This is a genomic window from Paenibacillus sp. Y5S-9, assembly GCF_036894235.1.
Taxonomy (GTDB): Bacteria; Bacillota; Bacilli; order Paenibacillales; family Paenibacillaceae; genus Paenibacillus.
The window spans coordinates 2,108,956-2,124,256 of the sequence record NZ_CP145887.1; the positions used below are offsets into that span (position 1 = coordinate 2,108,956).

Annotated in this window: 15 protein-coding genes and 1 pseudogene; 13 read left to right on the top strand and 3 right to left on the bottom strand. The window is 38.6% G+C overall.

Annotated features, from left to right (window positions below; translation table 11 throughout):
- Positions 1-382: 382 nt before the first annotated feature.
- The 7 genes from V6669_RS09470 (at position 383) to V6669_RS09500 (ending at position 7,381) form a co-directional block, all read left to right on the top strand.
- The gene (locus tag V6669_RS09470) at positions 383-1,093 is read left to right on the top strand and encodes a helix-turn-helix transcriptional regulator (RefSeq protein WP_338593220.1); all 711 of its coding nucleotides are present in this window, start codon (positions 383-385) and stop codon (positions 1,091-1,093) included.
- A gap of 75 nt (positions 1,094-1,168) precedes the next feature.
- On the top strand, positions 1,169-3,502 hold the full coding sequence (locus tag V6669_RS09475; RefSeq protein WP_338593223.1) for a hypothetical protein: 2,334 nt from the start codon (positions 1,169-1,171) through the stop codon (positions 3,500-3,502).
- 491 nt (positions 3,503-3,993) lie between these two features.
- Positions 3,994-4,170 (top strand): hypothetical protein, encoded by a 177-nt coding sequence (locus tag V6669_RS09480; RefSeq protein WP_338593225.1) that lies wholly within the window; start codon positions 3,994-3,996, stop codon positions 4,168-4,170.
- 24 nt (positions 4,171-4,194) lie between these two features.
- Positions 4,195-4,641 carry a hypothetical protein gene (locus tag V6669_RS09485; RefSeq protein WP_338593227.1) on the top strand — a complete coding sequence of 149 codons (447 nt, stop codon included), beginning with the start codon at positions 4,195-4,197 and terminating at the stop codon, positions 4,639-4,641.
- Positions 4,642-6,219, top strand: coding sequence for a hypothetical protein (locus V6669_RS09490; protein ID WP_338593229.1), 1,578 nt, complete (start codon positions 4,642-4,644; stop codon positions 6,217-6,219).
- A 21-nt stretch (positions 6,220-6,240) separates the two neighbouring features.
- On the top strand, positions 6,241-6,528 hold the full coding sequence (locus V6669_RS09495; protein WP_338593232.1) for a hypothetical protein: 288 nt from the start codon (positions 6,241-6,243) through the stop codon (positions 6,526-6,528).
- A 94-nt stretch (positions 6,529-6,622) separates the two neighbouring features.
- Positions 6,623-7,381, top strand: a complete 759-nt coding sequence (locus V6669_RS09500; RefSeq protein WP_338593234.1) for a stalk domain-containing protein — start codon at positions 6,623-6,625, stop codon at positions 7,379-7,381.
- 671 nt (positions 7,382-8,052) lie between these two features.
- Here V6669_RS09500 and V6669_RS09505 read toward each other — a convergent pair.
- Positions 8,053-8,388: a hypothetical protein gene (locus tag V6669_RS09505; protein WP_338593236.1), complete on the bottom strand. Its 336-nt coding sequence runs from the start codon at positions 8,386-8,388 to the stop codon at positions 8,053-8,055.
- 84 nt (positions 8,389-8,472) lie between these two features.
- On the opposite strand from V6669_RS09505, the gene V6669_RS09510 reads away from it, so the two are divergent.
- The 4 genes and pseudogenes from V6669_RS09510 to V6669_RS09525 form a co-directional block, all read left to right on the top strand.
- Positions 8,473-9,273, top strand: a complete 801-nt coding sequence (locus V6669_RS09510; protein ID WP_338593240.1) for a hypothetical protein — start codon at positions 8,473-8,475, stop codon at positions 9,271-9,273.
- Between the two features lie 126 nt (positions 9,274-9,399).
- Positions 9,400-9,585 (top strand): hypothetical protein, encoded by a 186-nt coding sequence (locus V6669_RS09515; RefSeq protein ID WP_338593242.1) that lies wholly within the window; start codon positions 9,400-9,402, stop codon positions 9,583-9,585.
- Positions 9,586-9,683: 98 nt separating this feature from the next.
- Positions 9,684-10,799 carry a tyrosine-type recombinase/integrase gene (locus tag V6669_RS09520; RefSeq protein WP_338593244.1) on the top strand — a complete coding sequence of 372 codons (1,116 nt, stop codon included), beginning with the start codon at positions 9,684-9,686 and terminating at the stop codon, positions 10,797-10,799.
- 69 nt (positions 10,800-10,868) lie between these two features.
- Positions 10,869-11,066 (top strand): annotated as a pseudogene (locus V6669_RS09525) (YunC family protein); the annotation flags it as partial.
- 126 nt (positions 11,067-11,192) lie between these two features.
- Here V6669_RS09525 and mtnA read toward each other — a convergent pair.
- Both mtnA and mtnK read right to left on the bottom strand, forming a co-directional pair.
- Positions 11,193-12,266, bottom strand: coding sequence for an S-methyl-5-thioribose-1-phosphate isomerase (gene mtnA / locus V6669_RS09530; protein ID WP_338593246.1), 1,074 nt, complete (start codon positions 12,264-12,266; stop codon positions 11,193-11,195).
- A 23-nt stretch (positions 12,267-12,289) separates the two neighbouring features.
- Positions 12,290-13,507: an S-methyl-5-thioribose kinase gene (gene mtnK, locus V6669_RS09535; protein WP_338593248.1), complete on the bottom strand. Its 1,218-nt coding sequence runs from the start codon at positions 13,505-13,507 to the stop codon at positions 12,290-12,292.
- 296 nt (positions 13,508-13,803) lie between these two features.
- On the opposite strand from mtnK, the gene V6669_RS09540 reads away from it, so the two are divergent.
- On the top strand, positions 13,804-14,265 hold the full coding sequence (locus V6669_RS09540) for a Dps family protein (RefSeq protein WP_017689542.1): 462 nt from the start codon (positions 13,804-13,806) through the stop codon (positions 14,263-14,265).
- Between the two features lie 124 nt (positions 14,266-14,389).
- On the top strand, positions 14,390-14,965 hold the full coding sequence (locus V6669_RS09545) for a DUF1802 family protein (protein WP_338593250.1): 576 nt from the start codon (positions 14,390-14,392) through the stop codon (positions 14,963-14,965).
- The last annotated feature ends 336 nt before the right edge of the window (positions 14,966-15,301 follow it).

Here is a 15,301-nt window from a genome sequence, read left to right on the forward strand (position 1 = left end):
ATATTCATACCTTTTCTTATATCTCATAATGACCACCTTAATAAGATCAATTACTACCTGAATTTATTATCGTCCAATTATAATAATCTATTCTTGTTGCCGCTAGAGAATAGTGCCATGCAGCTGACGATATTGCTTTCCGGGAATTGCCGGTCATTATGAATTAGCAGTAACAACATAGAGTTGTATGGGATAGATGAGTTAATGAAAAGAGAACTAAATGTACAATGTTTCCTCATTGAATATTAAAACGAAGCGTTCAGTAATTCTCTATAAAATGGAATATAAAGAAGTTTCAAAAAAGTGTTGACTAATCGATTAGGCATTTGTTATATTGTATTTAAGAGATTTGCCTAACTGATTAGCCAAAGGCGGGGGAGAAATGATTGGTCTTGAATTTATAGTGAAAGTATACAATGGTACGTACAAAAAATTAGCCGAGAAACTAGGTATTGCTTCTCCGACAATAATGGGGTGGTTAAGTAAAAAAAGACCAATTCCACAGTCAAAACTTGAGGCTCTATCAAAAATGTTCGGGATTGATGAAGTTTATTTTCAAAAGGAACTATCGGAAGTGGAGAAAATCGAGATAGAAATCAACTATCTCAACAGACTTTCAAAAAGAGATTCTGTACAAGTTCCTATCCAAATTATTGATGAAGAAGGTATCAAACATGAAGTTTTTGAAATGTTCGACCCACATGAGCAAGTTATTCGAGCCATGCATGAAGAACTGGCGATACAGAAACTAATCTTACGGTTACGAGGCGTTCTTTATAACGAGTCAATGACCAGTGAATTTACTCTAACAAGCCATTTTAACTTGGTAAGTTCTTTGTGCGATTTTCTTGAAAAGGATATATATTATGAAAATACAAACAATGGAATAACAGTCGAAGATAATTCAGCCGAAGTGAAAGCAATTGAAACACTACTTTACATATTCGAAAATAAAAATCGGCTTGCATTTGGTATCCCATCAGAAAATAGTTTTACCTTGGAATTAGAAGAATTACTGTATAAGCACAAGTTACTGCCTCCAGGTCATGTTCTAGGATTCAAAGAAGATCCGTTTTTTAAGGATGTTGAGTAACTGTTACTAATAATTGCTCTTTGATAATTGAATATCTTTTAACCAATCAAACATAGGAAGGAGAAGTATATCTTTTTGAATATTGATAATACCAGGGAGTTCTTTGAAACCGGATTCGGTAGTGGGAAGATTAATTTTGAGTACATATTAGAAGGAAAAAAACATAGTAAAGTGTACAAGAGTAAAATGAAATATTATAGCAAAGAAGCTATTAAAGAATTCGAAGAATGGAATGAACAAGGTTATGGAATATTTTATCTACCTAACGGTGGAGGTTATAAAAATGAAGAGATAACAGATTTTCGGACGTGTTTTGTAGATATAGACATAAAAGATGAATTGGAACATGAAATTGTGGCCTCAGGCTTCACAGGAACACGAAATGATTTGCAAGAGTTAGTTAAGGCAGGGTTTAGCTCTTTAAACAACGAACAAAGGATTGATTACAAGAAGTTATTCAAAGAGCGCATAATCGAGTTGGGAGAATGTGGGATTCCGCCTAGTGCTGTTGTAGAAACGAAGAATGGCTATCATGTGTATTATTTACTTGAAACTGGAGCTCAAAAACATCAATTTGAAACACTAGAAGGATTACTGATATACATATTTAATGCTGATGCCGCAGTCAAGAATCCAGCAAGATTATTAAGGGTGCCCAATACACTGCATTTAAAAGAACCGAATGACCCATTCACGATAAAGCTTGGAACATTTAAAAGAAACATTAGGTATGATGCAGAAGAACTTAATGTACGTCTAAGAGAAATCATTGAAAAAGTAACCATTAAAATGGACTCGCAGTTATGTGTCAATCGAAACAAAGCACTTACATACAATAATAAGTTACTTCCTTCTAAGAGGGGACTTCCAGCTAGAATAGGCATAGACTACTCGAACATGGACATGGGGAACATCTCATTGATAAGCCGTGGGTTTGAGGGTTTACCAGAATTAAAGAGTAGGTTAGGTGTAGATAACCAGCCTGAGCTTTGTTACATTGATCGCAATGATATCAGACAATTTTTAAAAAGACGGAATTTAAAACAATTATTAGGAATAGAATCTGATCGTTTTCTTTGTATCTTTCACAATAGTAGTAATTCAAGCAGTGGAAACATCTACAAGTATGAAGACAAGTGGTTTTACAAATGCCATTCGAGTAGATGTGGTGTCCATTATGATATCGTGCAAGTAATAGAACGAATGACAAGATTACCTATACATAAAGCATTTGATTATTTAAAGCAACTATACAACATAGCTGAGGTCAAAACAGAATGGCAAATGGATCAGGAACAGTTGATTGATTTTAATATCGAATTTCTTGAACGGTTTAGGTATGACGTAGATTTACATAACAACTACCCATTTTTGAGTAAGTTTTTACGAACAAAGGGTACACTCAGTCTTCTGATTCAGATACACGAAGTTGCGAGGAGAAAGTTACCCCAGCTTTCGACAATGAAAAGTCTAGAGGTCAAGAATACCAATGCAATAGTGTTTGCGCCAATTCGAAAAGTGATTGAAGAAGTATTAAATGACGACTCAAGCGCACAGAACATTAATAAGGCCAATACTAAAGTGATTATTATGATCTTCATGTATCTGCTTAACACAATTGGTATAGATGAGCTGCCTGATGAGATGCAAAAGAAAGTAAAGGAGTACCAAAAGAGTTCATTTAGAAATGGAGAGACATTTAGAAATTTAGCTAGATATTACGAGATCGTGAGTATGGATACAGAGCGACTTATGCTTGCTGAAGAGATGAGTAAGTTTTTTTATTCTAACCATTTGACGATTTCGAGTTTTAAAAGGGAACAGCTTCTTGGTCTATGTGGAGTGGAGGAAACGAATCGTGTATTCCCTGAACGTGTAGAGGAAGACATTGCTGAGATAAATCAGAGACTTTCTAACTTAATATACAAATTGGTTAGCAAGAAAATAGGGGTTCAGGGCTGGACATGTAACTCAGAGATAGTTGAACTTCTAAGAAGTGAGAATATTGATTACAAGCAAATGTACAAAGACAATTTCAAGTTTAAATCGAATATGAAGTCAGAACTGGATTTACTAGAAGTAGATGATTATGATGATGGATTTCAACGCTGGTTGCATACATTTTTACTGAGGAAAATGGCAGCATATATGCCTGTAATATTAGTTAAAGCAGGATATTTGAAAGCAAGAGTTAACAAAGAAGTGAGAAGAAGATTAAATATTCCATTACATATTAAAGGTTCTGTGTATCATCAGGTATTCGATTTGGAAGAAGAAAAAGACGATAAGGCTTCAATAATTAGAAAGTTGAAGCAAACTGATACAAGTTTATCTAACTCTAAGATTGCTGAGTTAGTGAGCTGTTCGAGACAATATGTATCCAATGTTTTGAAGATACAAAATAGATGATTACTATCATTAATAGTATTAGTATTGCTTGTCAACTAAATTGTCGTTATAAAGCACCCTGTATCATTAGACTAAAGAATAGTTAACTCTATGTGGTGCTTTTAGATGCTCATTTAGTTGACAGATTTTAATGTTTATTGAAAGGAGGTGAGTAATGAATGTAAGGATACGTATATTGTATTATAAGTTTTTTTAGGGAGTCACGTTTACGTTTTTAATTCTCTGAATTAAACTGACTGCATAAGGTTAACGAATTCTAAGGCAGACTCTTGGAGCCTATGAATACAATTGAATGGGAGGGATGAGATACGTGGATGGTTAGATATAGATGGTACAAGTTGATGCAGCGGTTAGGCTGGAAGTGATCCAGGAAGAATTAGCAAGGACAATAGGGATGAAGGAGAGCATTAGGCAGCAGGGACGAAGAAGAGGGAATAACCGTAGATCGTGAGAGTCTAAAATAATACATAATGAATTGGAGATTTGTGAATATGAAAGTGAAAATCATACTGAAAGATGGCAGAGGCATTGTAAGTAGAACAAGCGATTATGGAAGAGAGCACATCGACGGAATGTTGATGTCCATTGAAAATGATTTTGATATGTATGTGGAAGGAAATTATGTATGTAAAGGTAATGAAGTAAAAGCGCTTTTGGTCGAGTTTTAAGTCATAAATGTAAGGAGATTTTTTTTGAAAATACCTAATTATCATATACCATGGTTGGGGAAATATATCCTCAACCTTAAGATGAATACTCAAGGTGAAAGAATGAAGAACCGATTTTTAAACGAGATACTATCTCCATTGAATGACAAATGGAATAAGGAAATCGAGAGTCTTACTATGCTACATGCTGAGAGAGACGAATACGGGAATTTTATCATACTCGAATCAAATGAAGTTGGAGATAGGCTTTCTATGAAAGACAAGCGCGCATTCATTAAAGATTACAATGATCTTGCTCTAGAGAATGCCTACATTTCTACTGAGGGAGAAAACGAAGACGTTGTTATTCACATTGCGAAAATGTTCCTTGAGATGGAATGTCTTGCTCAAACACCAGAAGCCTACGAAATATATGAGATATATCGAAACAAGTTCACTAAATTCATAAATACTAAAAAGGGAGTTGTTTAATTGAGTTATTGTCAGGTTATGTTTAACAAAGATTTTCTTTATATGGGTGCAGATACGGCTATTTCTTCTAAATTGAACGGTATTTCCTACCGTCTACATAACAAAGGAGAGAAGATTCATCATATTGATGATATGATTATTTTTTCTTCGGGGGATGCAGATTTATCAAAAATCATCATCGATGAGTTCAAGACTAAGGAAGACAGAAGCATTAATACATTGAAGGAAACCATAAAGTATTGGTTTGAGCGCTACTATCTTAAACGACCGGGTGTAAAAGAAATAGTTAATAGCGGCAAGATAGCAAATATGACAGTTGTCGCAAAATTTGAAAATGGTTCTCCTGTGTTATATGAGCTGGATCAAAGAAGTGAATTTGAGATTAAGAAGATTAAGGCTCATGATAAGGTCGCATACTACAATGCTGGTGTGAACTGTAAATATGATAATGAGTTTTTCATTGACCAAACAGAAACAGCAAATGATGTTTTCGAAGCTTACAGAAATACATATGCTAATGCAAGCAGTGAGAAAATTGGTGGAAACTTGGAACTGTACGTTCTAGCCAAACAGGGCATTCGAAAGATTCTTGATGAGAAAATTGAAGAAAAACCATTCCAGTGGTATCCGGGTGATAGAGGAGTCTATGACAACACCGAGAACATTAAAAAAATGATTGTGGCACATGCACAGATCGAAGGATCATCTCTTACCTTACGCGATGGTACAGGAGTGTTCAAGATTTTTCCCCGCATTGGGATGTGGGCTGGGGCTGAAAATTTTCATGATGCACCCTTTAGCGTAGACCTTTTCGGGAATTTGGTAGCCCATAAAGCAAAATTCATTGGTAAAGCCGGCGAAATTTTATTTGATACTGATGCTGGATATCTCGATATGGACAAGTTGGATATTATCAATGTTGGTAAACTGATGGCTGAGATGCTAGAAGTAAACACTATCCTTGCTGATGATGGCTATGTCAACAACCTAACCGTTAACAGACTGAAAACTATTGGTAAAGATGCAGATGTAGGGCAGTTCATTGACTACATTGACATCCAAGACAATTATCAACGATGGATTACTGCTCAAGTCCAATCAAAAGAACAGGCTAAAGATTCCCGTGATCGTTTATTGTTCTGGCAAGATAGTGAAAAGCGCATTCTGACTACAGAAGATACGGGTATCGTTGCTTATGCATATAAGTTGAAGAATGAGAAGATTAAGCGAGAGATTAGTTTTGATGGTTCAGGAGATGCCGCTCAACCTACTGATGTTATCGGTACTGGTGATGGTGGGGCAGATAATCGGGCTAAGATGGTAAACACGAAGTACAACGGTGGTTATAAGCAACTTTATAAAGCAAGCAATACTGGAAAAGAGCGCAGTGTTGACTTTAAAGATAGCGGTGTCTATCTAGATTCTCAAGATGCAAAAATGGTATTCACAGCCAAGGAGCTAACAGCAATGGCTGATGGAGGGCCAATGAAGATCGGTAACACGAATGGTTATATTGAGATTACAGCAGATGGTACGTTTGAATTCCATGGTAAAGCATTCAATTTTCACACAAACTAATCAATAAAGAGGAAGATACATATGAGTAAAAACTATGAGCTAGAAAAAGCATTAATGACGGAACTAATTGAAACGAGAGACTTGTACGAAACGACCATGAACGAAAGTGATATCCTTATGAATTTTGTCATGGAGTACAATCTTACAAAGATGCTAGATAACTACATCTATGAACAAATTAAAGAATACACTGAGCCTGACATGTTAAATAGTTACATAAGCCTGATCACACATGAACCAGAAGAGACTAAGGAGCCAAACCTTAATATTGGTAAAGAGGTTTACATCAACGGAGTAAGAGTGAAGTAGTAAAGTAATAAAATCATTCGTGTGACCGATATATGGGATATACTGTATCTAGATTTTACTAGGTATATCCCATATTAAATTGGAGGTACATAAGATGAAAAAGATGTTTAAGAAACTACCAACATTTCTATTTGGAGCAGTTGTTGGAGTTGCAGTTACAGCAGGAACAGCGGTGGGGGCAGCTACATATCTTAAAGCAACTCAAAGCAATGTTAAAATTGTTGTAGATGGCACTCAAGCAAAACTATCTGAAAGTCCAATGAATATTGGAGGAAGACTCTACCTTCCAGTGAGAGACACAGCAAACGCTATGGGCTACTCTGTAGAATCTGTTACAAGTTCTCAGGTTTCTTTAAAAGAGGGTGTTACGGCTAACAGCACAACAAACACTGGTCCTACGGGTGTTCAATCTGGAACAGTCGTTACTACTCCAAGCATCAATAACACAAATACAACCGCAAGCAAAAAGGTGAAGGATTTGAAAGAGATTTACTCAACTGATAATAAATTAGATGCTGAGAAGATCCGTACAGCATTGAATAATGGAACACTTGATGTAAACGCCCAAGACTTATCTAATGGTGGTAATACACTGCTAATGTACGTTATTGAAGAGAATAATTACGAAGCTTACAAAGCAATTAAGAGAAATGCCCTCGATGTTAATGTTCAACGTGATGACGGAAAAACGGCGCTAATGTTGACCGTAATTACTAAGAATGATTTCTATTTTGGGGAAATGACAAATTTGAAAGCAGATGCAAAAATCAAAGACAGTTCTAAAAAGCAAGCAATAGATTACGCTGACTATAACTCAACTGAACAGAGGTATCTTAAAATATACATGATGTAAGAAAGGAAGATTATTATCGCAAGAATAGCATTACAAGGATCAACGACACAGGATTCAACTAAGAGTGGACATGTCTCATATGTTGAAAGATATCCATCTGGATCTGAATGCTCATCTTGGGATCAATTTGGAAACTGTACAGGTTATAGTACCGTTTATGACACAACGACACATACGACGGGAGCAAAGGTTACGGGCACTTTAGCATCCAACAATAACAAGTTTACGGTTAATGGTGTCTCGGTTGCATGCGTAGGAGACTCTACCACTGAACAATGGGTTGCTGATCCATCACCATCGCCACAAAGAGGTGGAAGCATCATTTCAATTAGTCCTGGTGCGAGTGGAAGTGGTCAGGGACAAATTAAAACAGGGAATGATGCCAAGGTTTACTTGAATGGTAAATTGATTGCTATCCAAGGATCAATCGTTCAAACCCATTTGGGAAGTGACACTACCATTGAGGAAGGGGATAGCTCAATCAATATGTAATCAATAGGGGTTGGGCGAGAAAATAGCCTGATCCTATATTCTAACCTTTAAGATATTGAATTCAAGGGGTGTGGACAGTAGTGGCAAGTGGACTTCATTGTTATAAAAGTTTGTTCGAAATGAAGATTTGATTAAAGTAAAAAAGTATAAGAGGATAAATCCCTTATACTTTAATGAAACTATAGAACCATGTGTATATTTAAAAAATCTTGTAGAGCCTTTTTCATTTCTTTTCTCTTATTGTCGTTATTCTCTTCTACATAAAACACAACTCTACCTGTATTATGAGCACTCACACCTACGGTAGTCAAAAACGATTTAAAGAAATTACGAAGATTTGAAGTCATCGAAACCTGATGTGGAACAACTACTCCATATGTGACATCCGCAATTACTAAGACGCATGGGACTTCAGGATAAGTTTGAAATTCAGGATATACTAATTCTTTCCAGTCCCAATTTTGCATTTCTTCTGGTAGTTCGCTGGTTCTCACAACAAACATTTTGTTTTTCATTTATTAATCCCTCCTAATAGTTATATCGGCAATAACGAGGAATTGATAAATTTGATAATTCACGAAGAAAGGAAGAGAGTATATTTGGCAAAACGTCTCATTGAAGATGTAGTATTAGAAGAATGGATAGCTACGTTTGGTGATCAAAATTTTGTTGACTATAAGTTACGAGCACTAGCATTCGCTGAAAAATGTTTTGAGGAAGGCACAATAACATATAACGAGAAATTCAGTGCATTTCTCCTCCATGGCAGTATTTACAGTCGGATAACCAATTGTAAATATAACTCTGGTATGTACAAGTATGTTGAATGTAGTTGGAAGGATGAAGAGGAGACTTTTTTAGCTATTCTAGATAAGAAGAAAGAGTTCTGGTTGTCTTGGAAAGAAGTCACAGAAGAATACATGAAAAATGATTTTAAGCATTCTTTCAGGCCAACTATAGACAGGATTAATGAAAAAGAGGGATATAGCTTAGACAATATACAAGTATTAACAAATGCAAAGAATTGCGCTAAAGCAACTAGCTTTCCTCACTATCTATTTACTGTAGTAAATACTACTGATCCAACGAAACAGCAAACTTTTCGACGATTTGATTCTAAGGGCGCGGCATTTAAACATATAGGCTTACCCTACGCCAAGTCTGACACAGGAAGATTTCATCAGGTAGGCAACGCTCTTTATTTGCTCCAATCGGAAGATGTTACTCTAGGAAGAACAACAATAGAAGAATATGAAAACCCTGAAGATTTAAGCTATACGGGATCTTTTTCAATAACTACAGAGCATCCACATGGTGGAACAATAACTATCAGTAGAAATTTCACTTATGAGAGAATGGCGATTATTTTAAAGCAAGACCAACAAATAGTACATAGTTAAAGTAGATAGAAGATACGAAGTTAGATTAGATTTTTAAAACGATCTTAATAGCTACATTTGAATATATACATAAAAATTTAAACAGTAATAAGACAAGTTAATACATACATAGGAGTTAACGAGGTGATGAGTGTGAAGACACCTAATGAAAAAGAATTGTTATGTACAAAGGACATTATGTTGCGACTGAAATTAGGGAGAAATGCGGCTAGAGAAGTAATGGGAAAATTGAATCCAATTCAAATTGGTAAGCGATCGTACGTTCCTAGCCAAGTCCTAGAAGAATGGATTAAAACAGCAAAAGTCAATTAACTGAAAATGGAGCCAGTAATGTGATAAAGTTAAGTAACAGTCACTTGCTCGGCTCCATTTTCTTATAACGTCACAATAAGAAAATAGGAGGAATCGGAATGGCATCTGTAAAGAAAAACAAGGACACAAAGAAGTGGTATTTCGTCTTTGATTACTATGAACCCACAGGGAAAAGAAGGCAAATTAAGCGAGAAGGATTTGATTCAAAGCGTGAAGCTGATCTGATCATGTCAAAATTACAACAAGAAATCGAGAACGGTGATTTTGTGAAGAATGATAGCTCTACATTAGGTAGCTTTGCGCTTTATTGGCTAGAAAATATCCGAAAGTTGGAGTGTAGTGAAGTAACATTTTACAATGACCGTCTATATTATAAGAATCACATCAAGGATTCAATTGGAAATGTTAAGTTACAAAAACTTGATATGAAGACTTGTCAGCAATTTGTTACTAATTTACATTCTAAAGGGTTCGCGAGAAATACAATTGAAAGAATAACAACGTTGATTAAACGAGTGCTGGATAAAGCCATTGAGTATGGTTTATGCAAATCAAATCCGATGAGGAAGTCTACCTTACCCAAAAAAACTAAGAATGAAGTTAACATTTGGTCAATAGATCAGGTAAATCAATTCCTTGAAGCAAATAAGGACCGAAGATACTTTTGTGTTTATGCATTGGCGCTTTTGACTGGCATGAGACAAGGAGAGATTCTAGGACTCAGATGGAAAGACATTGATTATGACAACAAGGTTTTATACGTTAATCAAACTTTATCGAATTATGGAAAAACTCTAAAGTCAGGAGCTAAAACTTATGCAGGAGTTCGTAGAATATCTATTCCGAATCAATTGGTTGAAGTCCTAAAAACACAACAAGAAAAGTATGATGCTTTGAAAAGTAAACTGGGCAGAGAGTTTCTTGATCTCGATTTGGTTATATTCAATTTGAAAAATGGCGGTACTGTTTTTCCGAGTAATATGATGAAAATCTATCCTAAAGATGTTAAAAGAGCAGATCTTCCACATATAAGATTTCATGATTTGCGACATACACATGCAACCTTACTGTTGTCTAAGGATATCAATGTTAAGGTGATTTCCGAACGATTAGGACATAGTAAGATTTCAGTTACCCTGGACACGTACAGTCATGTGATACCAAGCATGCAACAAGAAGTAACAAACACTTTAGAGGAAATCGTATTTCTGTGACGCTTTTGTTACGCTGAGCCTATTCAGAGCCTGAAAACGTTGATGTACCAAGGTTTTTTGAGGAATAATATCATGTGCGGAGCACTCGACGTGGGATTACTTAATGAGAAGCTCGGGGATCGCAAAATTATTGCAGCTCGGGCGGTTGGTGTGCGTACACTGGAGCAATTGTTGCATGCACCTATGGAGTCGGTGACAACAGAAGCCGAGGCCATGGGCATTACAGTTGGCATGACGGGTGTAGAGGCTTTGTTGAAAATGATCTAAGCACTAACAAAAGGGCTCCCCATATGGGAAGCCCTTCTTTAGCGTCTTAGCGTTCTAATACAGAGCCGGGCACATCAGTAGCCACGAGCTCTATACACGAACTTTTTCTTAAATACTCTTATTAAATTAAGCTTCTTCCTTCGCGAACAAGGCAGCCAGGTTTTCTTGGAAAGGTGCGCGAACAACACCTTTTTCTGTGATGATAGCTGTTACATACTCGTTAGGCGTTACGTCAAATGCTGGATTGTATACTTTAACACCTTGAGGTGCTGTGCGTTTGCCAAATCCTTCGGTTACTTCCTCCGCAGCACGTTCCTCAATTGGAATCAGGTCGCCGGATGGAGTAGATAAGTCGATAGTCGACAATGGGCTCGCTACATAGAACGGAATATTGTGAGCCTTGGCAAGCACGGCCACGCTGTAGGTTCCGATTTTGTTAGCTACGTCACCGTTCGCTGCAACACGATCAGTTCCGACGATAACGGCTTGAATCCAGCCTTTGGACATCACCATGCCTGCCATGTTATCACAGAGCAGCGTAACGTCAATGCCGGCTTGCTGTAACTCAAATGCAGTCAGGCGTGCACCCTGAAGTACAGGACGAGTTTCGTCTGCAAATACTTTCAGGTGAATGCCACGTTCCTGTGCGAGATACATTGGAGCAGTTGCCGTACCGTATTTCGCCGTAGCCAGTCCGCCTGCGTTGCAGTGAGTGAGCACACCCATACCATCTTCGAATAAAGGCAGTGCATTCTCGCCGATCATGCGGCATACTTCTTCGTCTTCCTTCTGAATCAACAGAGCTTCTACTTCAAGAGCATCATTGCCCTCTTCCAGGCTCAGGCCGGATTCAACGACCTCATTTGCTTTTTGCATCATGCGATCCAGTGCCCAGAAAAGGTTCACCGCTGTTGGTCGGGAAGTAGCCAGATGAGCACATATGGATTTCACGTGGTCCAACCAACCTTGAACGGTTGTTCCGTCATATGATTTGGCTCCCAATACAACACCAAATGCAGCAGCAATACCAATCGCCGGAGCACCGCGTACTTTCATGGAGTGAATGGATTCCCATACTTCCTCGGGTGTGTACAATTTCAGCATGAGGATGGTCTCGGGCAGCAGACGCTGGTCAAGCATTTCAAGCTTGTCCTTTTTCCAGATGAGAGAGGACAGAGGCTGATATTCAGGGGTTGTCATGGGTGGTTCCTCCGTTCCTTATGTTAAGCCTTAGTAGTAGTAACAGCTGTGGATACAATATCCAGTACTTCGCCGATGGTATTCAAGCGACGATTGTTCTTGATCAATGCTTTACCAATGGACAACGCTTTACGCTGAGCATGTTCACGTTCAGTCGCATTTGGAATAGTATCTATATCCGCCACGTGAGCGAGTCCCACGATACGACGAACCATTTTGGCACCTGCGAAGCCAATGGAATCTCTGAACAATTGTTGCACATACAGATCCTGATACCCTGGCGTTTTTGCCATCGGATCAACGAGGTCATTAACCCAGAGGGCACGGAAACGAGATTCGAATTCAGTCCATACATCACGAACCATATTCAGCAAAAGCGTCTCACGCTCACGCAAAGCAGTCTCATCCTGAATCCATCCTGGCAGGGATGCGTAATTCAAGAGCAGGTTCGCAAGGACTGCACCGACATCAAATCCCATGGGGCCGTAATATGCAAATTCGGGATCGATGACTTTGGTTGATTCAGGTGTAACAAAAATGCTGCCTGTATGCAGATCTCCATGAAGCAGTGCCTGTCCATGTGTCAGGAATTTTTCCCGTAGCAAGGCCACTTCAAGGTGAAGCTCTTCATCCGTGCGAAGGGCTTCAGCCTCGTCTTCAATGGAAGCATCATAATTATTTTTCTCGGCGATCCGGTAGGGTTCATCAAAGATCAGATCCTCCGTTATTTTGCATTGATCCGGATTAATGAATCTGCCCTGTTGTTCCTTCTTCAATTGCTGATCCATGCCCAAGTCGGATGTGAAAAACAGCGTTCTTGCCATGAATTCCCCGATATGCTGTGCAAAAAGAGGATAGGAAACACCTTCGATCAGGCCTTTGCGCATGATCATATGATCACTCAGATCTTCCATAACCGTTAACGCAAGGTCATCATCGTAATGATACACTTCGGGTACCATCCCTGGACACAGACGATACTCTTCCTGCAGAATTTCACGTTCAATGCGGGCACGTACCAGAGAGAGCGGCCATGATTCTCCAACCACTTTCGCATAAGGAAGCGCCTGTTTGATAATGATACTTTTATCGGAGTTCTGATCCGTGATGTGGAAAACCAAATTCAGATTGCCGTCGCCGATCTCGTGACAATCCAGATTCGCATCTGCCGCAAATGGACCCGGTAATGTTTTGGCCAGTTCAATTGCATCCTGGGGGGTAAACGGGTGATATTGGGACAAAGGTGCCACCTCCATATATATGAAGAAACAGGAAAACCCACTTCTTTGCTTGGTATATGTCAGTATATCGGAAATAACGCGGTTTTTGAACTTTTTTTTGAGACAAGCCAAGTCGATCCTGATTCGAACTTCCTGTTCCAGGGTAAAAACAAATAGGCCGGACGGTTGAGAGAAACACCGTTAGCAAGCCTCTCCGCTACATGCGGTGACACATTATTAACTCTCTGTTATGCATTGCGGAACAACCTGCTTATCATGGCATGACAGACTAATTTTAAATAAAGGATGGGATTAATATGGCTACAAAAAACAAAACAGATCAAGCAAAATCGGTGGAACAAGTACTTAATCGTCAGGTAGCTAACCTGAACGTATTGTATGTCAAAATTCATAACTATCACTGGTACGTTAAAGGACCTAACTTCTTCACGTTGCATGTGAAATTCGAAGAGTTCTACAACGAAGTTACAGTGCAAATGGATGAAATCGCAGAGCGTATCCTCACGCTGAAAGGTAGCCCAGCCGCTACAATGAAAGAGTATCTGGAGCTTTCCTCTATCCAGGAAGCAGCAGGTGGCGAAGACGCGAAGACAATGGTGCAAAACCTGATCGAGGACTTCGCTACACTTTCGAATGAATATCAGGAAGGTATCGAAGTTGCAGATGCAGCTGAAGATCAACCAACATCCGATATGCTGACAGGCTTCAAGGCTGACCTTGAGAAACACATGTGGATGCTTCGCTCTTTCCTGGGTTAATACAGCCCCAATTTAATCTGAAACTAGCATGTTTCTTACGTAAGCCTTCTGCTCCCCGATTTGTTGTCAGAAATGCCCTGAGCGTCTATACTGCTGACAAGAACGATAGGGGAGGGAACCGCTTATGTTAGAATCAACGATACCGGCTTTAAAAGAATGGGCTTCTGCAATCAAAGCACTGGAATCGGGTCGCCAAATAATGGTGATGCGCAAAGGTGGCATTGTAGAGGAAACCCGACATTTTGAGCTGAAAAGTCCAGCGTTTTATCTGTATCCGACTTATGAACATCAGCGTAAAGAACTGATTAAGTCCTCGGATCAATCCTATGTTGAAGAATCACTGGCCGAATGGGTGCCCGAAGCTTCGACAATCCGTATTACTGCATATGCCGAAGTAACGCAGGATCTGGAGATACGAGATCAGGAGATGCTGGATCGACTTCTTGACTTTCATATGTGGACAGCGGATTTTGCCGAGGACCGTTTGAAATGGAAACGGAAAGATCCGCTCCATGTATTGATTTTACGTGTGTACCTTTTGAAAGAACCGATGGAAATCCCCATACTGCCTGAATATAACGGTTGTCGTTCATGGATTTCTATTCCGAATGGTCCGGTGCCGCGCGAAATGACGCCGGTGGTGGACGTTGCGGATTTTGACGAACAGGTACAGAAGATTAACGAGATGCTCAAATTGTAAATGGTAACGTTATTTAACGGAGGGACTTGTCCATAATATGGATGAGTCCTTTTTTTAGATTAGTGTATAGCAGATGACATAAAAGCTTGAATTGCTGTGATTTTTCTCACTGTGCATTTGTGCGTAAGATGTTTTCTGATTTGATTCAATTTGTCTTTTACTATAGAATCAGAAAGAATAAGGTTTCATGCAAGAGACAAAGGTTCTTAGGAAATGACTTGATTATCATTGAGAATCAGTTTAGAATTATTCTAAAGTGTTCTTGCTTTGAAGATTCAAGTACAGGAGAAATTCAGGGGAAGCCCTGTTCAGATATAATAGGCGCTTTTTCGTTTT